This window comes from Rhizobacter sp., assembly GCF_046595475.1.
GTDB lineage: Bacteria > Pseudomonadota > Gammaproteobacteria > Burkholderiales > Burkholderiaceae_C > Rhizobacter.
In genome coordinates, this window is record NZ_JBKJOQ010000097.1 from 40,753 (window position 1) to 61,384 (window position 20,632).

Below are 20,632 nucleotides of genomic sequence, written 5' to 3' on the forward strand. Positions count from 1 at the left end.
CCATGCTGAAGAAGTTCTCCGCCCTGCAAATTGCGCTGACCACATCCGTCGTCGCCCACGCGGTACTGCTGTTCGCCTGGCAGGCGGTCGACGCGGAAAGCTTCAACCGCGCCTTTGAAGACACGCCGCTCGAAGTCATCCTCGTCAACTCGCGCTCCAACGAGAAGCCGACCAAGGCCCAGGCCATCGCTCAGCGCAACCTGGCCGGCGGTGGCGATGTAGACCGAGGGCGCGCCACCTCGCCCTTGCCCAGCGCCGCCCTCACCGAGCTGGGCGAATCGGCCGAAGACGCGCGCAAGCAGATCGATCAGCTTCAAGAAACGCAACAACAGCTGCTGGCCCAGGTGCGCCGCGAGCTGGCCACCCTGCCGCAGCCCGACCCCAAGCGTGACCGCGGCAACCCGCAAGACCGTTCGCAGGAAGAGCGCCGCCGCCAACTGCTGCAGCTGCTGGCGGAGATCGAGAAACGCATCAACGAAGAAAACTCACGGCCGAAGAAGCGCTACATCAGCCCGGCCACGCGCGAAGAGGTCTACGCCATCTATTACGACCAGCTGCGCCGCAAGATCGAAGAGCGCGGCACACGCAACTTCCCCGAGTACCAGGGCAAGAAGCTGTACGGCGAGCTGGTGATGATCATCACCGTCGATACGGCCGGCCGCATCGTCGAGACCGAGGTGGTGCAGGCTTCGCAGTCAAAGTTGCTCGACAAGCGCGCTGTCTCCATCGTGCAGGCGGCAGCGCCCTTTGGCCCTTTCTCGGCGGCGATGAAGAAGCAGGCCGACCAGTTGGTGATCCCCACGCGCTTTCGTTTCTCGCGCGAAGAAGGGTTTGCAACGTCGGTGGCTGCGCCCGTGAAGAACTGAGCATGGACCGCTACGTCGTCGCCGGCCATCCCGTCGAGCACAGCCAGTCGCCTTTCATCCACGCGCAGTTTGCCCAAGCCACCGGGCATGCCATCGAGTACGGCCGCTTGCTGTGCCCTACGGACGGCTTTGCCGCCGCCATGAAGGAATTTGCCGCTGGCGGCGGGTGCGGCTGCAACATCACGGTGCCCTTCAAGTTCGAGGCTCTCGCACTGGCCACCCGCTTGAGCCCGCGGGCTACCCTGGCCCAGGCAGCCAACGTGCTGAGCTTCAACGCCGACGGCTGGGCCGCTGACAACACCGATGGCATCGGCTTGGTGCGCGACATCGAAGGCAACGCAGGTGTGGCGCTGCGCGGCCGGCGCGTGCTGCTCGTCGGCGCCGGTGGTGCGGCGGCCGGCGCACTTGGCCCGCTGATCGACGCCCACCCCGCCGAAGTGGTGGTGGCGAACCGCAGCCTCGACAAAGCCGACGTGCTGGTGCTGCGCCATGCTGCGCTGGCCGAAGAGCGCGGTGTCGCCCTGTGGGCGAGACCGCTGGCCCGGTGCGGCCTCGGGTTCGACGTGGTGGTCAATGCCACGGCTACCAGTTTGCAAGGTGCCGCCATCCCGGTGGCCGCCACGGCGCTTCGCCCGGGGGGCCTGGCACTTGACATGATGTACGGCCCGGCTGCGAGCGGCTTCATGTCGTGGGCCGAACAGCATGGCGCTCGGTCGCGCGATGGCCTGGGCATGCTGGTGGAGCAGGCAGCCGAGGCATTCTTCATTTGGCGCGGCGTCAGGCCGCAAACCGCACCGGTGCTGTCTGCCTTGCGCGCGAAGCTGGCCGCCAAATGAAAGGCCTGTGGCGGCACGGCGTGCGCGTGCTGGTGCTGATCGTGCTCAGCACACTCGCGCTGCAGCTGTACTTCCTGGGTCGGGTGGCGCTCATGGCGGTGGTCGACCCACAGTCCACCACGTTCCAGCGTTCCGAGATCCGCCGCCTCGTGGGCGGCACCGAGCCCTTGCTCTGGAGCCAGCAGTGGGTGGACCAGGACCGCATCTCCGACAACCTGAAGCGCGCCGTGATCGCCTCAGAAGACGCCAGCTTCTTCGAGCACAGCGGCGTGGAGTGGGACGCGCTGGAGAAAGCCTGGGAGAAGAACCAACGCGCCGAAGCCCAGACCGAGAAGAACAATGAGCGGCAGGCGCGGCAGGCCGAGCGCAGCAAGCGAGCACCGGCGGTCAAGCCGCCCGCGACACCCAAGATCGTCGGTGGCTCGACCATCACCCAGCAGCTCGCGAAGAATCTCTTCCTGGCGGGCGAGCGCAGCCTGCCGCGCAAGGCGCAAGAGTTCGTCATCACCTTCATGCTCGAAGCCTTGCTGAGCAAGCAGCGCATCCTGGAGATCTATTTGAACAACGTGGAATGGGGCGAAGGGCTGTTTGGCGCTGAGGCAGCCGCGCGCCACTACTTTCATGTGAGCGCACAACAGCTCAACAGCTTTTCCGCAGCCCGCCTGGCGGTGATGCTGCCCGCGCCCAAACGTTTCGAGAAGCGGCCAGCATCTGCTTATGTGATGGGCAGAGCGGCGACTGTCGCTGCCCGCATGGGCGCGGTGGAATTGCCCTGAGCGGCATTTCGCCGCTCCCTAGAATCGATGTCATGAATTCCCACCTGAGCGCAGAGCTCGCCAGCGCCGCCGCGCGCCTGATCGTCGAAGAAGGCATGGAGTACGGCCCGGCCAAGCGCCGCGCCGCCAAGCTCTTGGGCAAGCACAGCGTGCGGGCGGTCGACCTGCCGGGCAACGATGAGGTGGAAGACGAAGTGCGCAGCTACCTGGAGCTTTTCTGCGCCGACACTCAACCCGGCGAGCTGCTCGCCATGCGCCAAGTCGCTCTGCTCTGGATGGAGCGCTTGCAGGCGTTTCGCCCCTACCTCACTGGCGCCGTGTGGCGCGGTACGGCCACACGGCTGAACAGCGTGCATCTGCAGCTCTTTTGCGACGACTCCAAGGAAGCCGAGCTGGCCCTGATCGACAAAGGCGTCGACTACGACGTCGGCAGCCTGCACGGGCCGAGTGGCGAACCCATCGACGTGCTCACGGTGAGCAGCATGAGCGCAGAGCTGGGCGAAAGCGTGACGGTGCACCTGACCATCCTCGATCACGACGACCTGCGCGGCGCCCTCAAGCCTGATGCCCGCGGCAAGTCCGAACGCGGCGACCTGGCCGGCCTGCGCCGACTGATGGCGTCCGAATGAACCGCCGCCATCTGCTGGCCACGGGCGGCGTGGCTGTTGCAGCTGCGGCCGGCGGCGCCGGCTGGGCGTGGTGGCGAAACCGGACCGAAAGCGGCCCCGAGCAGGCCCTTTGGCAGCAGCGCTTCGACCAACCCGGCGGTGGCGAGCTGCTCATGGCACCCTTGCGTGGTCAGCCCTTGGTGCTCAACTTTTGGGCAACTTGGTGCGCACCCTGCGTCAAGGAAATGCCGCTGTTGGACGCATTTCACCGCCAGCATCAACCTCAAGGCTGGCAGGTGGTCGGGTTGGCGATTGATGGGCCTACCCCGGTACGCGAGTTTCTGGCCAAGGTGCATGTCGGTTTCCCCATCGGCCTTGCCGGCTTCAACGGGGTAGATTTGGCGAAGGCCCTAGGCAACGAGCGCGGTGGCCTCCCCTTCAGCGTGATCTTCGATCGGCGTGGCGAGGCGGTATTTCGCAAGCTCGGCACCCTTGAAGAGGAAGATCTGGCGCTATGGGCGGCCAAATTGACCTGACCCTCAATAATTTGGCTTTTTGCTCTGAACGGTGCTCAAAACGCGTAAAGTTCAGCCTTCGCTTTTGAAACCGCTACCGTTTCATGCAGATTCTTGTCCTTCACGGCCCCAACCTCAACCTGCTCGGCACCCGCGAGCCCGAGGTCTATGGTTCGGTTACTTTGGATCAGATCAACGCTGAACTGACAAAGATCGCCGCCGATGCAGGCTCAAGCGTAGCCACGTTCCAGAGCAATCACGAAGGCGATTTGATCGACCGCGTCCAGGCCGGCAGGCTCGATGGCACGGCCTTCATCATCATCAACCCGGCAGCACTCACTCACACCAGCGTGGGCCTGCGCGATGCGCTGGCCGGCGTGGCCATACCCTTCATTGAAGTACACCTCTCGAACGTTCACCGCCGAGAAGCGTTTCGCCACCATTCCTACTTTTCCGATCTCGCCGAAGGCGTGATCGTCGGTTTGGGCACCGATGGCTACCGCCTCGCCCTGGGTCATGCGCTAAAGCGTAGCCCGCAAAGCCAGCCCCCAAGGCCGGCGTGAGTCAAGCCGGCAGCCCTCGCTGGCGGCCGCGCTGCACATTACAACGACAGGAGTTGGAGAACACATGGACCTGCGCAAACTCAAGACACTGATTGACCTGGTGTCTGAATCAAACATTTCCGAGCTTGAGATCACCGAAGCCGATGGCAAGGTGCGCATCGTCAAGGCCGATCCCCATGCCGTGACCGCAGCGCCGATGGCTTACCAAGCCATGCCGATGTCGGCACCTGCCGTTGCCGCTGCAGCGCCTGCCGAAGCAGCACCGGCCGTTGCCGTGGGCCACACCGTCAAGTCACCCATGGTCGGCACCTTCTATGGTGCGGCGAGCCCGGGGGCCAAGGCCTTCGTGACAGTCGGCTCCACCGTCAAGGAAGGCGAGCCGATCTGCATCATCGAGGCGATGAAGATCATGAACGAGATCGAGGCCGACAAATCGGGCACCGTCACCAAGGTCTTCTGCGAAAACGGCCAGGCCGTCGAGTTCGGGCAGCCCTTGTTCATCATCGAATAAGGCGGGGCATGTTCAAGAAAATTCTTATCGCCAATCGAGGCGAGATCGCCTTGCGTATCCAACGCGCCTGTCGAGAGATGGGCGTGAAATCAGTCGTTGTCTATTCTGAAGCTGACCGCGACGCCAAGTATGTGAAGCTCGCCGACGAAGCCGTGTGCATAGGCCCTGCGGCCTCGGCTCAGAGCTACCTCAACATGCCGGCCATTATTTCAACGGCCGAGGTCACTGATGCCGAAGCCATACACCCCGGCTACGGCTTCCTGTCTGAGAACGCCGACTTCGCCGAGCGCGTGGAGCAGAGCGGCTTCACCTTCATCGGGCCAACGCCGGAGTCGATCCGCATCATGGGCGACAAGGTCTCTGCCAAGCAGACCATGATCAAGTCGGGCGTGCCCTGCGTGCCAGGCTCTGAAGGCGCGCTGCCTGACGACCCAAAGGAGATCATCAAGCAAGGCCGAGCCGTGGGTTACCCGGTGATCATCAAGGCGTCTGGCGGCGGCGGTGGGCGCGGCATGCGTGTGGTGCACACCGAAGCCGCGCTGATCCATGCCGTGCAGACCACGCGTGCTGAGGCCGGCGCCGCCTTCGGTAACTCGGCCGTTTACATGGAAAAGTTCTTGGAGAACCCGCGCCACATCGAGATCCAGGTGCTGGCCGACGAGCACAAGAACGCTGTCTGGCTGGGCGAGCGCGACTGCTCTATGCAGCGCCGCCATCAGAAGATCATTGAAGAAGCGCCAGCGCCGGGCATCCCGCGCCGCGTGATCGAGCGCATCGGCGATCGCTGCGCGGCGGCCTGCCGCAAGATCGGTTACCGCGGTGCCGGCACCTTCGAGTTTCTCTATGACAACGGCGAGTTCTATTTCATCGAGATGAACACCCGCGTTCAGGTAGAGCACCCGGTGACGGAGCTGGTGACCGGCATCGACATCGTGCAGATGCAGATTCGCGTGGCCGCCGGCGAAAAGCTGCCGTTCACGCAACGGCAAATTCAGATGCGCGGTCACGCCGTCGAGTGCCGGATCAACGCCGAAGACCCATACAAGTTCACGCCGTCTCCCGGCCGCATCACCACCTGGCATGCGCCCGGCGGCCCGGGTGTGCGTGTGGATTCGCATGCGTACACCAACTACTTCGTGCCGCCGAACTACGACTCGATGATCGGCAAGATCATCACCCACGGCGACACGCGCGACCAGGCTTTGGCCCGCATGCGCATCGCTCTGTCGGAAACGGTGGTCGAAGGCATCTTGACCAACATACCGCTGCACCGCGAGCTGATGGCTGATGCCAAATTCATCGAAGGTGGTACCAGCATTCACTATCTGGAAGGCTGGATGAGCGAGCACAAGAGGTGAGCCCCCAGTCACTTCGCTCCTGCCCTCAAGGGGCGCCGCCTGGCGGACCGGCAAAACAGGTTCCGCGAGCGTTGCTTGATGAGTGCGTCGCTACGCTTGCACTGGATGTTTTTTGATGGTCGAGCTTTTGTTGCTGGTGCCGGAAGACCTGGTCGAACCGGTCTCCGACGCTCTGATGGACGAGTTGGACGCGCTGTCGGTGTCGGTCGAAGACGCCGATGCGGACACCGCGTGCGAGCGCGCACTGTTCGGTGAACCGGGCATGCCCGCCCCTCGCGGTGGGTGGCAGCGCTCCATCCTCAAGGCTCTTTTCAGCAACGAGAAAGTGGCCACCGAAGCCGCCACCTTGTTGATGGCGCAAGACTGGGCCGAAGGCGTGCACCTGCAATCGCTGCAGGCTGTGCCCGACGAAGACTGGGTGCGTGTCACGCAATCGCAGTTCGCACCGGTCGCCATCACACCGAGCTTCTGGATTGTGCCGAGCTGGCACCAGCCACCCGCCGAAGCTCAGCAGGTGATACGCCTCGACCCGGGCCTGGCGTTTGGCACCGGCACGCACCCGACCACGCGCATGTGTCTGCGCTGGACAGCGCTGCACGCCAAACCCCGGCTGCGCGTACTCGACTACGGTTGCGGCTCCGGCATCCTCGCCATCGGCGCCGCGCTTCACGGCGCGCGGCACATCGACGCGGTCGACATCGACCCCGCGGCCGTCGAGTCGACGTTGGCCAACGCGCAAGCCAATGGCGTGCAACTGAAGGCCGGTCTTCCCGACGCGGCCCAGGGCCAGTACGAGCTGGTGCTCGCCAACATCTTGGCCACACCGCTCAAGCTGCTGGCACCACTGCTGTGCGGTCACGTGCAAGCCGGCGGCGAGCTGGTGTTGGCCGGCATTCTTGAGCGGCAGGCTGACGAGCTGAAGCAGGCTTATGCACCCTGGTGCGCATTGACGGTAAGCGACAGCGAAGATGGATGGATTCTGATGACCGCGCACCTTCCCGCATGAAACGGCATGGCATGATTTCCCCATGAGCCTGGCCACTCGTTGCACTTCTTGCGGAACTGTCTTTCGCGTCGTTCAAGACCAGCTCAAGGTATCTGAAGGCTGGGTGCGCTGCGGCCGCTGCAACGAGGTCTTCAACGCCATCGAAGGCCTGTTCGACCTGGAGCGCGACGCACCTCCCAACTGGAAGCCCCCGGTGGCACCCACAGCGCCGCTCGCCGCCACCGTCACAGCAGCGTTCGAAGCCCAGCCCGAGCCGCCGGACGATGACGACGATGTGTTCCAGCTCAGCGATGGCGATCGCATCCATTCCCGATTTTTTCAGCCTGAGCAAGCCGACGTAGAGCAGACGCCGGCGCAAGCCGTCAAGCAACGCGACCGGGTCGATTTTGCCGACGCCCAGTTCAACACCGCCTTGCTTGCCGATGGCGCACCGCGCAAGCACGCCAGCAAAGGCACAGGCACAGGCAAAGGCCCGAGCAAAGGCACCGGCATTGCGCGCTCCTCGGTCAAAGAAGCGCGCGCCAAACAAGAAGCAGTACGGCGCGGGCCGGGTTTCGTGCAGCAGGCCAAGCAACGCGAGCGCTGGCGCAGCCCGACCATGAGGGTGATGCTGTCACTTCTGTCGCTGCTGTTGATAGCCGGGCTGGTCGGCCAAGCCGGCTTTCACTTCCGTGACCTGTGGGCGGCGCAGTGGCCGGTGACTCGGCCCTGGCTCGCCCAAGGCTGCGAGTGGCTGCATTGCCAGATCAACGCGCCGCGCCGCATCGACGACGTGGTGGTCGACAGCAGCACGCTGTCACCAGCACCCGGCGGCACTGGCTACCGGCTGGCGGTGGTGCTGCGCAACCGCAGCAGCTTGTCGTTGGCCATGCCCTGGGTCGACGTGAGCTTGACCGACCCGAGCGGCCAGCTGGTGGCGCGCCGCGCACTGGCGCCCGCAGACTTTCGCGTCAACCCCGCCGTACTGGCGCCTGGCAGTGAATCGAATCTGCAGGCGGTACTCGCCTCAACGGAAGGCCGGCGCATCAGCGGCTACACCGTCGAGATTTTCTATCCTTGATTTCAGCCGGCTGCTTGCAAATACAGGCCGCCCGCCATTGCTTTTCATACTGGAGATTTCATGTCGGCCTTGATCTGCGGCTCGCTCGCGTTTGACACCATCACCAACTTCCCAGGGCGCTTTGCCGAGCAGATCCTGCCGGAGCAAGTGCACATCCTCAACGTGTCGTTTCTGGTGCCCACCTTGCGGCGCGAGTTCGGCGGTTGCGCCGGCAACATCGCGTATACCTTGCGTCAACTGGGCGGCGAGCCGCTGGTCATGGCTGCGGTCGGCTCAGACGGGCAAGACTATCTGGCGCGGCTGAAGTCGTGGGGCGCGAGCACAGAGTTCGTGCGTGTCGAATCCGACACCTACACCGCGCAAGCCATCATCATCACCGACACCGACAACAACCAGATCACCGCCTTCCACCCCGGGGCGATGCAGTCGGCTCATTTCACGGCAGTGCCAGCTGGGCGTGGCGACATTCGCGTGGGCATCGTCGCTCCGGACGGCCGCGACGCGATGCTGCAGCACGCCGAACAATTCGCTGCAGCTCGCATCCCCTTCGTCTTCGACCCTGGTCAGGGCCTGCCCATGTTCAACGGGGACGAGCTCAACAAGTTCGTGAGCCAAGCCACCTGGGTGGCCGTGAACGACTACGAGGGCCGCATGCTGTGCGACCGAACTGGCAAGACGCTGGAGGCTCTTTCAAGGTCGCACTTGCGCGGCATCATCGTCACGCTGGGCGCTGAAGGCTGTGACCTCTGGCAGCAAGGCCAGCGCACCCACGTGCCGGGTGTCGCTGCGGCGCAAGTGCTGGACCCCACCGGTTGCGGTGATGCCTTCCGAGGTGCACTGCTGTTCGGGCTGGAGCGCGACTGGCCGCTGGAGCGATGCGTGGATCTGGGAAACCGCATCGGTGCATTGAAAATCGCATGCCGTGGCGGGCAAAACCACACCATCGACCGCGCGGCTCTGGGCGTCTGAGCCAGCTCTTAATCCACACAAGAAGAGTTCAAAAAAAACCCGGCCGAAGCCGGGTTTAGCTCTCAGAGCCTTGTCACTCAGGGCTTGGCGCCCGTCGGGAAAGGCCACGCTGCAGCAGGGCTCAGCGCAGTTTTTGCAGCCGGAGCTGCCGCGGGCTTCGCAGCAGGTGCAGCAGGTGCAGCAGGTGCCTTCTTGGCAGCAGGCTTCTTCGCGGCTTTCTTGGCAGCGGGCTTCTTGGCCGCCGCCTTTTTCGCCGCAGGCTTCTTCTTCGCAGCAGCCTTCTTCGCCGGCGCCTTCTTGGCAGCGGCCTTCTTCGCCGGCGCCTTCTTGGCAGCAGCCTTCTTTGCCGGAGCCTTCTTGGCCGCAGCCTTCTTGGCTGCCGGCTTCTTCTTCGCAGCAGCCTTCTTCGCCGGCGCCTTCTTCGCTGCGGCCTTCTTGGCCGGAGCCTTCTTGGCCGCAGCCTTCTTAGCTGCCGGCCTCTTCTTCGCCGCGACCTTCTTGGCCGGAGCCTTCTTTGCCGCAGCCTTCTTGGCCGGAGCCTTCTTTGCCGCGGATTTCTTTGCAGTTGCCATTACATTTCTCCTTGATCAAGTTAAAAAAGCACTGCGTTGCAACGACGACTTGTCGCTACTTCGCAGCAATTCACCACCCGAAAGTCTGCCCAGGAGGGGCGCCCCGGTGCGGTGAATGGGGTTGCAAGACGCTCGTCACCGCTTCTGTGTCGGTGAGTGCGAACGGCTCGCGAATCTTGATCTGCCACATACGACCTGTTTTGCTGTACTGCAAAAGCGTCAATCCCAAGAGAGCGCGCCACCGGATTGGTACTCGATGACACGCGTCTCAAAGAAGTTGCGCTCCTTTTTCAGGTCAATCATTTCGCTCATCCACGGGAACGGGTTTTCTTCGTTCGGGAAGAGCTCTTCCAAACCAATTTGCGTTGCACGCCGGTTGGCGATGTAGCGCAAATAGCCTTTGAACATCGACGCGTTGAGGCCCAACACGCCGCGAGGCATGGTGTCTTCAGCGTAGCGATATTCCAGTTCGACTGCTTTCATGAAAAGCACCCTGATTTCAGCCTTGAACTCAGCTGTCCACAGGTGCGGGTTCTCAAGCTTGATCTGGTTGATGAGGTCGATGCCGAAATTGCAGTGCATCGACTCGTCGCGAAGAATGTATTGGTACTGCTCAGCCGCGCCCGTCATCTTGTTCTGGCGACCCAGCGCCAGAATTTGCGTGAAGCCGACGTAGAAGAACAGGCCTTCCATCAGGCAGGCAAACACGATCAGCGACTTGAGCAACGTTTGGTCGTTCTCGGGCGTGCCGGTGTGGAAGTGCGGGTCCATGATCGCGTTGATGAACGGGATCAGGAATTCGTCTTTGTCGCGGATCGACTTGACTTCGTTGTAGGCGTTGAAGATCTCGCTCTCGTCCAGACCCAGCGACTCCACGATGTACTGATACGCGTGCGTGTGGATCGCTTCTTCAAACGCCTGGCGCAGCAAGAACTGGCGGCACTCGGGCGCCGTGATGTGGCGGTAGGTACCGAGCACGATGTTGTTGGCGGCCAGCGAGTCAGCGGTGACGAAGAAGCCGAGGTTGCGCTTGATGACGCGTCGTTCGTCTTCGGTCAGGCCGTTGGGGTCTTTCCACAGCGCAATGTCGCGCGACATGTTGACCTCTTGCGGCATCCAATGGTTGGCGCAGGTCGCGAGGTACTTTTCCCAAGCCCACTTGTACTTGAACGGCACCAACTGATTGACGTCGGTCCTGCCGTTGATGATGCGCTTGTCGGAGGCCTTGACGCGGTGTGTGCCGACGGCTGCTGCAACGGATTGCTCCACGTGTGCAACAGCGGTTTCGAAGACAGGAGTCGGAGCGACTGCGCGCGCTTGAGAGGGCAGGCTCTGCGCGGGGTTCGCTTGATGAGACGTCGAGGGTTTCAGGTCTTCTTCCCAAACCAACATAGTGGATTTCCTGTGCGTTTGAATTATGAGAGTGTTGCGTCTAAACGCCAAGCACTTATTGACTTTGCGGCCGCTTCGCTGTTGCTGTGTCGCATCGAATTTCAATGCTGCACAGCACCTTGAATCACATCGAATGCGGGATGCGAATCACTGACAAGCCTCGCACGTTGGGTCATCGATTGCGCAGAACTTGATGTCGGTGGCGGGCTCTGCGCTGACTGACAAAACGCTCGCTGCAGCGACCGGTGCTGCGGCCTTCGCAGAGGCCGTGCCGCCGCTCGACACCGAGTTCATCTGACCTGCTTTCACCGTCGACTTCTCGGTCTGCGAAGCGCTGATCGTGCGCAGGTAGTACGTGGTCTTGAGACCGCGCAGCCACGCGAGCTTGTAGGTCTCGTCGAGCTTCTTGCCTGAGGCGCCGGCCATGTAGATGTTGAGCGATTGCGCCTGGTCGATCCACTTTTGGCGGCGCGCTGCGGCTTCCACCAACCACTGGGTTTCGACTTCGAAAGCGGTGGCGTACAAGTCCTTCAGGTCTTCAGGCACGCGGTCGATGCGGCGCAGCGAGCCGTCGAAGTGCTTGAGGTCCATGACCATCACGTCGTCCCACAGGCCGAGCTTCTTCAGATCGCGCACCAGGTACTCGTTGACGATGGTGAACTCGCCCGACAAGTTGGACTTGACCGACAGGTTGCCGAAAGAAGGCTCGATGGATGCGCTCACGCCGATGATGTTGGAGATGGTCGCCGTGGGGGCGATGGCCACGCAGTTGGAGTTGCGCATGCCGTGCTCGCTGATGCGGCCGCGCAGCAGGCTCCAGTCAAGCGTGGTGCTGCGGTCGACTTCCACATAGCCACCACGTTGTTCAGCCAGCAACTCGAGAGAATCGATAGGCAAGATGCCGCGGTCCCACAGCGAGCCACGGTAGCTGGAGTAGCGGCCTCGCTCTTGCGCCAGCTCGGTCGATGCCCAGTAGGCGTAGTAGCAGACGGCTTCCATCGACTGGTCGGCAAACTCGACCGCCGGTTGCGACGCGTAAGGCGTGCGCAACTCGTACAGCGCGTCTTGAAACCCCATGATGCCCAGGCCAACCGGACGGTGGCGCAGGTTGGAGTCACGCGCCTTCTTGACAGCGTAGTAGTTGATGTCGATCACGTTGTCGAGCATGCGCATCGCCGTGGCAATGGTCTTCTTGAGCTTGGCGTGGTCGATCACCTTGGCGCCGTCGGCGGTCTCCGTCAGGTGGTGCACCAGATTGACCGAGCCCAGGTTGCAGACCGCGATCTCGCTTTCGTTGGTGTTGAGCGTGATCTCGGTGCACAGGTTGCTCGAATGCACCACGCCCACGTGCTGCTGCGGCGAGCGCACGTTGCAGGCGTCCTTGAAAGTGATCCAGGGGTGGCCGGTTTCGAACAGCATCGAGAGCATCTTGCGCCACAGGTCAGCGGCGCGCATGGTCTTGAAGAGCTTGATCTCGCCGCTGGCGGCGCGGGCCTCGTAGCCGTTGTAGGCCACTTCGAAGGCCTTGCCGAACTTGTCGTGCAGGTCGGGGCAGGTGGACGGCGAGAACAAAGTCCAGTCGCCGCCTTCCATCACGCGGCGCATGAAGAGGTCAGGGATCCAGTTGGCCGTGTTCATGTCGTGGGTACGGCGGCGGTCATCGCCGGTGTTCTTGCGCAGCTCCAGGAATTCTTCGATGTCGAGGTGCCAGCTTTCCAGGTAGGCGCAGACAGCGCCCTTGCGCTTGCCGCCTTGGTTGACGGCCACTGCCGTGTCGTTCACCACCTTGAGGAAGGGCACGACACCTTGGCTCTTGCCGTTGGTGCCCTTGATGTGCGAGCCGAGCGCGCGCACATTGGTCCAGTCGTTGCCCAGGCCGCCGGCGAACTTGGACAGCAGCGCGTTTTCTTTCAGCGCCTCGTAGATGCCATCGAGATCGTCGGCCACGGTGGTCAGGTAGCAGCTCGACAGCTGCGAGCGCCGTGTGCCGGCGTTGAACAGCGTGGGCGTGGAGCTCATGAAGTCGAAGGTCGACAGCACTTCATAGAACTCGATGGCGCGGGCTTCGCGGTTGATCTCGTTCAGCGCGAGGCCCATGGCCACGCGCATATAGAAGGCCTGCGGCAGCTCGATGCGCACTTCATCGATGTGCAGGAAGTAGCGGTCGTACAGGGTTTGCAGACCCAGGTAGTCGAACTGCAGGTCGCGGTCGGCCTTGAGCGCAGCGCCCAGCTTGACCATGTCGTACTGCATCAGTTTCTCGTCGAGCAACTCGGCCTGCACGCCTTTCTTGATGTAGCCCGGGAAATACTCGGCGTAGCGGGTGGCCATGTCGGCGTGCAGCAGCTCCTCGCCGAGGATCTCTTTGCGGATGGTGTGCAGCAACAGGCGGGCAGTGGCGCGGGTGTATCCAGGGTCTTTCTCGATCAGGGTGCGGGCGGCCAGGATCGCGGCCTTGTGCACTTCGTCGATGGGCACGCCGTCGTACAGATTGCGCTTGGTCTCAGCCAGGATGGGGTCGGGCTTCACATCGGCGCCCAGATCGGCGCAAGCCGATTCGATGAGCGTCTGCAGGCGCTGCATGTCGAGCGGCACGCGCTGGCCACGATCGGTCACCATCAGCGAAGGCTCGACCGACACCGCCGGCACGCCTTGCTTGGCGCGCTCTTGAGAGCGGCGCTCGCGGTAGAGCACATAAGCCCGCGCCACTTCATGGTGTCCACCGCGCATCAGGCCCAGCTCGACATGGTCTTGCACGTCTTCGATGTGGAAAGTGCCACCGCCCGGCCGCGAGCGCAGCAGGGCCCGCACCACCGACTCGGTCAGCCCGTCAACCGTTTCGCGCACGCTGGCCGACGCCGCACCCTGGGTGCCGTGCACCGCGAGGAAGGCCTTCATCAAGGCCACGGCAATCTTGTTGGGCTCAAAGGACACCACAGCGCCATTGCGGCGAATGATCTGGTAGCCCTGGTAGGCCGACACAGCAGCCCCGGCAGGGGCCTGGCCCGAACGGGGAGCGTTCAACGGAGTGGAAGTGGGAGAGGAGGCGGTTTGCTGCATGGTGTTCCCTGTCGTCATGTCGGGTCTGTGGGGGTCAAGCTCACGGGTTCGTCGAGGGCTTTGTGGGGGCCTATGTGCGCAGGCTTTTGGGCCTCAGCAGCAAAAGCTGCAGCCAACCTTGGCGAACCAAGGCGGGAAGAACGTGAAGTGAGTACGGTGTTGCGCCGGTGCGGGCGCCTTGTATCTCTTGCCCGCACGCTGATCCGAACCATGAGCACCGCCGCTTTGTGCGGCAGGCCCAGATAACGGGGCGCTGATTTTGGGCATGGAGGGTGTGTTTCTGGAACAGAAGGATAACACGAAGGGACACTATATCTGGGGTGTCGGGGGGTATCAAGCACTACGTATAGCGTCTTACCCTAGTGTGTGGACAAACCTGTTGATGGCTTGTGCACGAGCGGTGGACGCTTCAGCGCGCGCCCTCGCAGCCTTCGAAGCGATGATTCGGCACGGGTTGCGACATAGCAGCGGATTTGCGCCGCAGGCGCCCGCGAATGCTGGCGTTGCGCCAAGCGGCGCTGCCCCTCGCCTCAGCAAGCGCCTGCCGCGCCCTCGGGAAAATACCGACCAGGCCAGCCCGTCAGCGCGGCGAGATGCGGCCAGTCGAAGCCTGGCCCCGGGTCGAGCTTGCGCCCGGGCGCGATGTGCTCATGGCCAACCACCGCTTGCAGTGGATAACGCTGCGACAGGTGGCGCAGCACCGCTGCCAGCGCGTCGTATTGCGCCGCCTCGAAGCGCTCGCCCTCCAGCCCTTCTAGCTCGATGCCGATGGAGTAGTCGTTGCAGTTTGCACGCCCCCGCCACGACGACTGACCGGCGTGCCACGCACGCTGGTCGCACGAGACGAACTGCAGCAACTCGCCGTTTCGCCGGATGACGAAATGGGAGGACACCTGCAAGCCGCGTATCTCGCCGAAATACGGGTGGGCCTCCCAGTCGAGCCTATTGGTGAAGAGACGCTCGATCTCGTCGCCACCGTAAACGCCAGGCGGCAGGCTGATGGAATGGACGACAGCAAGGTTGATTTCGACACCGTCAGAGCGCGGGCCGAAATTGGGCGACAGGCAATGCCGTGCCTCGGGCAACCAGCCGGCGTCAGCGCCGTGAGGCGTCATGAGTCATCGTTGCGCTCGCCGCCGTCGGCGCTGTCAGGCTCGCCGCCCACGTGCACGCCCAGACGGGCCATGCGGTAGCGCATTTGTCGAAGCGACAGGCCCAAGCTGGCACCCGCGGCGGTGCGGTTGTAGCGGAAGCGCTCCAGGGCCCGTTCGAGCACGTCGCGTTCCATATCGTCGAGGTAGGCGGCGAGGTCGGTGGGCAAAGGCGCGGGAGCCGGCGGCTGCGGTGGCGCTGCCGGCGTTGGAGGCGCCGGCACCACCACGGGCGCACCGCTCAGCGACGGCACGTCGCCGGTTCCCAGCGCAAGATCGAGCGCGCCGAGGTCAGACACGTCGATGAGCTCGCCACCCGCAAACGCCACCGCCCGGTGCAGCAAGTTTTCGAGCTCGCGCACATTGCCCGGGAACCCGTAGCGGGCCAAGTAGACCAGGGCATCGCGGGTCATGCGCGGCGGCGGCGACACCCCCGCGTCGCGCGAGATGCGAGCAAGCACGCGGTCGCAAATGGCAGGCAGGTCTTCGAGCCGCTCGCGCAAGGGCGGCACGCGGATCTGGATGACATTGAGCCGGTAATACAAATCTTGCCGGAAGCGCCCGCCCTGCACTTCGGCGCCCAGGTCTTTGTGCGTGGCACTCAGAAGGCGAACGTTGACGGCTTGCTCGCTGACGGCACCCACCGGGCGCACCGAGCGCTCTTGAATGGCGCGCAGCAGCTTGCTCTGCATCGCCAGCGGCAGGTCGCCGATCTCGTCTAGGAACAAGGTGCCGCCGTTGGCCGCCTGGAAGAAGCCCTCGCGGTCCTCGGCAGCACCGGTGAACGAGCCTTTTCGGTAGCCGAAGAATTCAGCCTCCAGAAGGTGCTCGGGGATGGCGCTGCAATTCACCGCGATGAAGGGCTGGCCGGCGCGCGGGCTCACCTCGTGGATCGAACGCGCCACCAACTCCTTGCCAGTGCCGGACTCGCCATTCACCAGCACGGGCGCCATGCTGCGCGCCACCTTGTCGACCAAGGCCCGCACCTGCTGCATGGCAGCCGACTGGCCGGCCATGCGGCCCATCGCCTGGCTGGTCACCACGGCTGGCGCAGGCGCCACTTCGGGTGAAACCACGCGCCGTGGCGGTGCGCCGCTTTCAGACGGCAAGCTCGAGGGCACGATGGTTGGCACGGTGGATGCGCTGCGCCCAAGCGCCGAGGCCACCACGGCGCGAAACTGCTTCAGGTCGACCGGCTTGGTGAGGTAGTCGTAAGCGCCTGCCTTGAGGGCTTCGACCGCGTTTTCGGCCGACCCATAGGCGGTGATCACGATGGCCTTTTCGCGTCGGCCGGTTTCTTCGAGCCGGCGCAACAGATCGAGGCCCGTGCCATCGGGGAGGCGCATGTCGGTGATGACGGCGCTGTAGGTACGGTCTTTCAAATGCAGCAGCGCCTCTTCCACCGTGCCCGCCGTCTCGACGTCATACCCTTCGCGCAACAAGGTCAGCTCATAGAGCGTGCGCAAGTCGGGTTCGTCGTCCACGACCAGCAAACTGAAATGCGAAGGTGAGGTCATGACCGCCCCTCGCCGAGCGAATACGTTCGGCGATCCCCCATTGGGATGTGGGCCCGCTTGAGGGCGGCCCGGCGCTCGGCCCATGCTGAACAAGTTGAAAGTGTCATGGGGTCAGGTGGAGTCGGGCTTCGGTGGCTGCATCTGCAGACAGTGTCTGGCGGCGCATTGCGACGGAAAACTCGTTTCGGTTGGGGTCGGCGGTGCTGCGCAGCCGGTAGTCGATGCGAGCACCGTAGCGCTCGCACAGTTCACGACAAATATACAAGCCCAGCCCCGTCCCGCGGCTGCGTGTGGAGAAGAAGGGTTCGAACAGGTAGCGTTCTACATCCGGCGGGATTGGCGCCCCGTCGCTGGCCACGCTCAGCACCGCATGCGTCTCGTCCTTTACCGCCAGGCGCAAGCGCACGGCTGCAGGCACCTTGCTGGCGTGGCGATAGGCGTTGTCGAGCAGGTTGATCAACACGCGGCGCAGATGCTCTCCGTCGAACACCACGCCCACCGGCTCGTCGGGCAGCTCGGCTCGCAGCACGCTCTGCTCACCCAAGGTCACCCCTGTGGTGCGCGCCCATTCCACGCAAACAGCGGCCACCAAGGCATTGGCATCGATGGCACCCATGGCTTGCACGTCGCTAGGCGCCACCTCCATCACGTCGTCGACGATGCGCTTGAGCCGCTCCACGTTGTCGGACACCATGCGGGTAAGCTGCCGCTGCGTCGGCGTGGTGGCGTCTTCGGCCATCAAGGCGTTGGCCTGCGAGATGGCCGCGAGCGGGTTGCGAATCTCATGCGCGATTCCGGCTGACACGCGGCCCATGGCGGCCAGCTTCTCCTGCCGGGTGCGGGCCTGCATGCTGCGCACGTCTTCGACGAACAGCACGCACAGTTCTTCGCTTGCCTTCGGCTCGCGGCGGCGCGTGAAACGCATGCGCACGCGCAGCGTGCGGGCCGGGGCGCCATCGAAGTCAAGCAGCACATCGCGGCCGGCCTCGGGCCAGCTGGCTTCGGCAAAGGCGCGCTCCACCGATTTCACCAAGCTGCCCCAAGCCTCCACGCCGCGCAGTTGAAAAGGCGCCTCGCGACACATTCCTTCCGGCGCCAGCAAGCCGCGCGCAGCAGGGTTGGCCGCACGCACACGACCGCGCCGGTCGACCACCAGCACGCCTTCTTGCATCTCTTCGATCACCAGGCGATTCAGCTGCGCCTGCTGGCGCGCCAACTCCAGGCTGCCTTTGGCGGTGAGCTCTTCGCGCGCCAGGCGCCCGGCCAATTCGCCCGCCAGCAAGGTGATGACGAAGAAGCCGCTGCCCGCGAGACCGGCTTGCGTCATCAGCAAGGTGACGTCGCCACCGGCCAACACCCCCAAGACCGCAATGATGAGCAAGGCCAGCGTCACGATGGCCGCTGTGGCCAACGCCACCAGGCGCGGTGTGAGCACACCCGCCATCAGCACCGGCAGCACCAGCAAGGCCACGTAGTTGAGGCTGGCCGACGGAGAAAGCACGTGCAGCGCCGTGAAGCAGATGATGTCGACCCCGATGGTGGCCAGCCATTGGGGGCTGCGCAGCCGAGCCAGAGCTCTGGGCGCAGCCGGGCGCCGGTAGCGCGGCAAGGCCCACATCGCGAGCGCCAGCCCCGCATAGGCCACGCTCGCCAACATCACCGTCAACGCGGGGCGCACGCCGAACACGCCGGCCACGCCCACCGTGGCGATCAGCGCAATGCCGAGCGCCGCCCGCGCCGCGATGAAGGCGCCGTAGATGCGCTGGAACGCCGTCTGCCCCGAGCCGACGATGCGGCGCGCTTGGCGGGTGAGGAAACGGGAGTCGGTCTCGCTCTCACCCATGGTGGCCCAGCTGCCGTCGTAGCGCGACTCGTCTTCTGTAGAGGGGACGTCATCTCGCAACTGGGTGTCGCCATCGACCCCCAGAGCGCCGAACCAAGACTCGTCGGCCACACGCTGCCGCGGTGCGGCGGCCGCCGCAGCGGCACGGCGTCGGTCGGAACCGCGCCGATCACTGCCGCGCGATGCGCTCGCCATCAGCCGCTCCGCCCGCTTTCATAAGCGTTGCGGTGGGCTTCGCCGCAGAACACACCGCCCAGGCCTGGCAAGGCCTCGCTGCGCGGCAGGTGCATGCCACATTGCACGCACGCCACCATGTCTTCGTTTTGCACCTGGGGCGGCTGCTGCGGGGTCGGTGGCAGATGGGGCTTGCGCAGGCTGCGCATCAACCACAGCACACCCACCACCACGATGATCAGGATCAGAAATTTCATTCGGCTTCTTTCAAGCGATGGGCCGCTGCAGCAGCACCTCTAGCACGAAGCGCGAGCCCACATAGGCCAGCAGCAGCAGCAAGGCGCCGGCATACAAGCCGCGCACGGCACGTCGCCCCCGCCAGCCTAACGTTTGGCGCCCGGCCAGCAAGCCGGCAAACACCAACCAAGCCAGCACCGAGAAGACTGCCTTGTGATCCCAATGCCATGGGCTGGAGAACCACCAACCCAGCAACAAAGTGGCCGACAGCAACGCGAAGCCGGCCGTGACGAACTGGAAGGTCAAGCGCTCGAGGCGCAGCAGCGGCATGCCGGTGCCACCTTGCGACTTGAGCCGCATCTGGCGCTCGGCGTTGTCAAGCATGGCGCCGTGCAAGACCGCCGCGCCAAACAAGCCATACGACGCAATGCCCAGCGCCCAATGCAGCGGTGCCCAGGCCGACACCGCTTGCGGCCTGAACTCACCAGGGAAGGCGGCGGCGAGCCCCACCGCCACCATGCCCAGGCCCGCAAGCGTGTGGCGAACACCGGGCAAGGGCAACCAGCGGCTTTCGACGGCGTACACCGCCAACACCAGCCACAGCGTGGCCGACAACGCCGGTGCAAAGCCGAAGCGCGCACCCGGCAAGGCGCTGCCTACGCCCGCCATGTCGATCACGATGGCCACGGCATGCGCCAACCAGCCGACAAACAATGCCCGGCGCGGCCACGGGCCAGACGACTCTTCGCGCAGCACAACGGCGGCGGCGTAGGCCAGCAGCGCTAGCGCACTCGGTACCCACAGCGCAAGCATGGCGGGTGCGTTGGATGCCCCCGAAGGGCCCGACGATAAAATCATCGCCACAGTGTACTTTCGCGTGCCGAGTTCTCGTGCACGCCCTCCCCATGGCTTCTGCCCTTACCGACCGACTGAGCCGCCTCGTGAAGACGATGCGCGGCCAGGCCCGCATCACCGAAAGCAACGTGCAAGACATGCTGCGCGAGGTGCGCATGGCCTTGCTCGAAGCCGACGTGGCGCTACCCGTGGTGCGCGACTTCGTCGCCCGCGTGAAGGAGAAAGCGCTGGGTGCCGAGGTGGTGGGCTCGCTCTCGCCCGGCCAGGCGCTGGTGGGCATCGTCAACCGCGAGCTCGCGACCACCATGGGCGAGGGCGTGTCCGACATCAACCTCGTGGCCCAGCCGCCGGTGGTGATCTTGATGGCCGGCCTGCAAGGTGCGGGCAAGACCACCACCACCGCCAAGCTGGCCAAACACCTGATCGAGAAGCGCAAGAAGAAGGTGTTGACGGTCTCGGCCGACGTCTACCGCCCCGCCGCCATCGAGCAGCTGAAGCAGGTGACCAAGCAGGCCGGCGCAGAGTGGTTCCCGTCCAGCGCCATCGACAAACCGGTCGACATCGCGCTGGCCGCACTCGACTACGCGCGCAAGCATTATTTCGACGTACTTCTGGTCGACACCGCCGGCCGCCTGGCGATCGACGGCGTGCTGATGAAAGAGATCGCCGACCTGCACGCCGCCGTGAAGCCGGTTGAAACGCTGTTCGTCGTCGACGCCATGCAAGGGCAAGACGCGATCAACACTGCCAAGGCCTTCAAGGA

20 protein-coding genes are annotated in these 20,632 nt (G+C 64.1%); 12 read left to right on the forward strand and 8 right to left on the reverse strand.

Features of this window, described 5'->3' with window-relative positions:
- Positions 1-2: 2 nt before the first annotated feature.
- The 11 genes from AC30QB_RS18010 (at position 3) to AC30QB_RS18060 (ending at position 9,068) form a co-directional block, all read left to right on the forward strand.
- Positions 3-866, forward strand: coding sequence for an energy transducer TonB (locus AC30QB_RS18010; protein ID WP_489547636.1), 864 nt, complete (start codon positions 3-5; stop codon positions 864-866).
- 2 nt (positions 867-868) lie between these two features.
- Entirely contained in the window at positions 869-1,702 is an 834-nt protein-coding gene (aroE, locus tag AC30QB_RS18015) for a shikimate dehydrogenase (protein ID WP_489547637.1), read from the forward strand.
- Positions 1,699-2,478, forward strand: a complete 780-nt coding sequence (locus AC30QB_RS18020) for a transglycosylase domain-containing protein (RefSeq protein WP_489547638.1) — start codon at positions 1,699-1,701, stop codon at positions 2,476-2,478. Before aroE ends, AC30QB_RS18020 begins: the two co-directional genes overlap by 4 nt.
- 32 nt (positions 2,479-2,510) lie before the next feature.
- A complete protein-coding gene (locus AC30QB_RS18025; protein WP_489547639.1) occupies positions 2,511-3,107 on the forward strand; it encodes a hypothetical protein in 597 nt (198 codons plus the stop codon).
- 152 nt (positions 3,108-3,259) lie between these two features.
- Positions 3,260-3,622, forward strand: a complete 363-nt coding sequence (locus AC30QB_RS18030; protein WP_489547640.1) for a TlpA disulfide reductase family protein — start codon at positions 3,260-3,262, stop codon at positions 3,620-3,622.
- Between the two features lie 83 nt (positions 3,623-3,705).
- Entirely contained in the window at positions 3,706-4,164 is a 459-nt protein-coding gene (gene aroQ, locus AC30QB_RS18035; RefSeq protein WP_489547641.1) for a type II 3-dehydroquinate dehydratase, read from the forward strand.
- Between the two features lie 64 nt (positions 4,165-4,228).
- A complete protein-coding gene (accB, locus tag AC30QB_RS18040) occupies positions 4,229-4,675 on the forward strand; it encodes an acetyl-CoA carboxylase biotin carboxyl carrier protein (RefSeq protein WP_489547642.1) in 447 nt (148 codons plus the stop codon).
- An 8-nt stretch (positions 4,676-4,683) separates the two neighbouring features.
- Positions 4,684-6,033 carry an acetyl-CoA carboxylase biotin carboxylase subunit gene (accC, locus tag AC30QB_RS18045; RefSeq protein ID WP_489547643.1) on the forward strand — a complete coding sequence of 450 codons (1,350 nt, stop codon included), beginning with the start codon at positions 4,684-4,686 and terminating at the stop codon, positions 6,031-6,033.
- A 115-nt stretch (positions 6,034-6,148) separates the two neighbouring features.
- Positions 6,149-7,039, forward strand: a complete 891-nt coding sequence (prmA, locus tag AC30QB_RS18050) for a 50S ribosomal protein L11 methyltransferase (protein ID WP_489547644.1) — start codon at positions 6,149-6,151, stop codon at positions 7,037-7,039.
- A 22-nt stretch (positions 7,040-7,061) separates the two neighbouring features.
- Positions 7,062-8,099, forward strand: a complete 1,038-nt coding sequence (locus AC30QB_RS18055) for a zinc-ribbon and DUF3426 domain-containing protein (RefSeq protein WP_489547645.1) — start codon at positions 7,062-7,064, stop codon at positions 8,097-8,099.
- Positions 8,100-8,159: 60 nt separating this feature from the next.
- A complete protein-coding gene (locus AC30QB_RS18060; RefSeq protein WP_489547646.1) occupies positions 8,160-9,068 on the forward strand; it encodes a carbohydrate kinase family protein in 909 nt (302 codons plus the stop codon).
- Between the two features lie 77 nt (positions 9,069-9,145).
- Here AC30QB_RS18060 and AC30QB_RS18065 read toward each other — a convergent pair whose 3' ends face one another.
- From AC30QB_RS18065 to AC30QB_RS18100, 8 genes are all read right to left on the reverse strand, one after another.
- Entirely contained in the window at positions 9,146-9,640 is a 495-nt protein-coding gene (locus AC30QB_RS18065) for a histone H1-like DNA-binding protein (protein WP_489547647.1), read from the reverse strand.
- Positions 9,641-9,859: 219 nt separating this feature from the next.
- Positions 9,860-11,032: a ribonucleotide-diphosphate reductase subunit beta gene (locus AC30QB_RS18070; RefSeq protein WP_489547648.1), complete on the reverse strand. Its 1,173-nt coding sequence runs from the start codon at positions 11,030-11,032 to the stop codon at positions 9,860-9,862.
- A 147-nt stretch (positions 11,033-11,179) separates the two neighbouring features.
- A complete protein-coding gene (locus AC30QB_RS18075; protein ID WP_489547649.1) occupies positions 11,180-14,092 on the reverse strand; it encodes a ribonucleoside-diphosphate reductase subunit alpha in 2,913 nt (970 codons plus the stop codon).
- A gap of 530 nt (positions 14,093-14,622) precedes the next feature.
- Positions 14,623-15,207, reverse strand: coding sequence for a 1,6-anhydro-N-acetylmuramyl-L-alanine amidase AmpD (ampD, locus tag AC30QB_RS18080; RefSeq protein ID WP_489547650.1), 585 nt, complete (start codon positions 15,205-15,207; stop codon positions 14,623-14,625).
- The gene (locus tag AC30QB_RS18085) at positions 15,204-16,760 is read right to left on the reverse strand and encodes a sigma-54-dependent transcriptional regulator (RefSeq protein WP_489547651.1); all 1,557 of its coding nucleotides are present in this window, start codon (positions 16,758-16,760) and stop codon (positions 15,204-15,206) included. Before AC30QB_RS18085 ends, ampD begins: the two co-directional genes overlap by 4 nt.
- 103 nt (positions 16,761-16,863) lie before the next feature.
- Complete coding sequence (locus AC30QB_RS18090) at positions 16,864-18,798, reverse strand: ATP-binding protein (protein WP_489547652.1); 1,935 nt, start codon at positions 18,796-18,798, stop codon at positions 16,864-16,866.
- A complete protein-coding gene (locus tag AC30QB_RS18095) occupies positions 18,798-19,034 on the reverse strand; it encodes a PP0621 family protein (RefSeq protein WP_489547653.1) in 237 nt (78 codons plus the stop codon). The genes AC30QB_RS18090 and AC30QB_RS18095 overlap by 1 nt, the downstream gene beginning before the upstream one ends.
- A gap of 10 nt (positions 19,035-19,044) precedes the next feature.
- Complete coding sequence (locus tag AC30QB_RS18100) at positions 19,045-19,827, reverse strand: cytochrome C assembly family protein (RefSeq protein WP_489547654.1); 783 nt, start codon at positions 19,825-19,827, stop codon at positions 19,045-19,047.
- Positions 19,828-19,919: 92 nt separating this feature from the next.
- Between AC30QB_RS18100 and AC30QB_RS18105 the strand changes: the two genes are divergently transcribed.
- Positions 19,920-20,632, forward strand: a 713-nt coding sequence (locus tag AC30QB_RS18105) for a signal recognition particle receptor subunit alpha (RefSeq protein WP_489547655.1), incomplete at its 3' end; no start/stop codon positions are given.

Bases quoted from the DNA above. Each gene is read 5' to 3' on its own strand.
- aroE (WP_489547637.1), top strand. From the start codon at position 869: ATGGACCGCTACGTCGTCGCCGGCCATCCCGTCGAGCACAGCCAGTCG.
- accB (WP_489547642.1), top strand. From the start codon at position 4,229: ATGGACCTGCGCAAACTCAAGACACTGATTGACCTGGTGTCTGAATCA.
- AC30QB_RS18010 (WP_489547636.1), top strand. From the start codon at position 3: ATGCTGAAGAAGTTCTCCGCCCTGCAAATTGCGCTGACCACATCCGTC.
- AC30QB_RS18060 (WP_489547646.1), top strand. From the start codon at position 8,160: ATGTCGGCCTTGATCTGCGGCTCGCTCGCGTTTGACACCATCACCAAC.
- aroQ (WP_489547641.1), top strand. From the start codon at position 3,706: ATGCAGATTCTTGTCCTTCACGGCCCCAACCTCAACCTGCTCGGCACC.
- AC30QB_RS18030 (WP_489547640.1), top strand. From the start codon at position 3,260: ATGGCACCCTTGCGTGGTCAGCCCTTGGTGCTCAACTTTTGGGCAACT.
- AC30QB_RS18100 (WP_489547654.1), bottom strand. From the start codon at position 19,827: ATGCTTGCGCTGTGGGTACCGAGTGCGCTAGCGCTGCTGGCCTACGCC.
- AC30QB_RS18020 (WP_489547638.1), top strand. From the start codon at position 1,699: ATGAAAGGCCTGTGGCGGCACGGCGTGCGCGTGCTGGTGCTGATCGTG.
- accC (WP_489547643.1), top strand. From the start codon at position 4,684: ATGTTCAAGAAAATTCTTATCGCCAATCGAGGCGAGATCGCCTTGCGT.
- AC30QB_RS18090 (WP_489547652.1), bottom strand. From the start codon at position 18,798: ATGGCGAGCGCATCGCGCGGCAGTGATCGGCGCGGTTCCGACCGACGC.
- AC30QB_RS18085 (WP_489547651.1), bottom strand. From the start codon at position 16,760: ATGACCTCACCTTCGCATTTCAGTTTGCTGGTCGTGGACGACGAACCC.
- prmA (WP_489547644.1), top strand. From the start codon at position 6,149: ATGGTCGAGCTTTTGTTGCTGGTGCCGGAAGACCTGGTCGAACCGGTC.
- AC30QB_RS18070 (WP_489547648.1), bottom strand. From the start codon at position 11,032: ATGTTGGTTTGGGAAGAAGACCTGAAACCCTCGACGTCTCATCAAGCG.
- AC30QB_RS18025 (WP_489547639.1), top strand. From the start codon at position 2,511: ATGAATTCCCACCTGAGCGCAGAGCTCGCCAGCGCCGCCGCGCGCCTG.
- ampD (WP_489547650.1), bottom strand. From the start codon at position 15,207: ATGACGCCTCACGGCGCTGACGCCGGCTGGTTGCCCGAGGCACGGCAT.
- AC30QB_RS18055 (WP_489547645.1), top strand. From the start codon at position 7,062: ATGAGCCTGGCCACTCGTTGCACTTCTTGCGGAACTGTCTTTCGCGTC.
- AC30QB_RS18065 (WP_489547647.1), bottom strand. From the start codon at position 9,640: ATGGCAACTGCAAAGAAATCCGCGGCAAAGAAGGCTCCGGCCAAGAAG.
- AC30QB_RS18095 (WP_489547653.1), bottom strand. From the start codon at position 19,034: ATGAAATTTCTGATCCTGATCATCGTGGTGGTGGGTGTGCTGTGGTTG.
- AC30QB_RS18075 (WP_489547649.1), bottom strand. From the start codon at position 14,092: ATGCAGCAAACCGCCTCCTCTCCCACTTCCACTCCGTTGAACGCTCCC.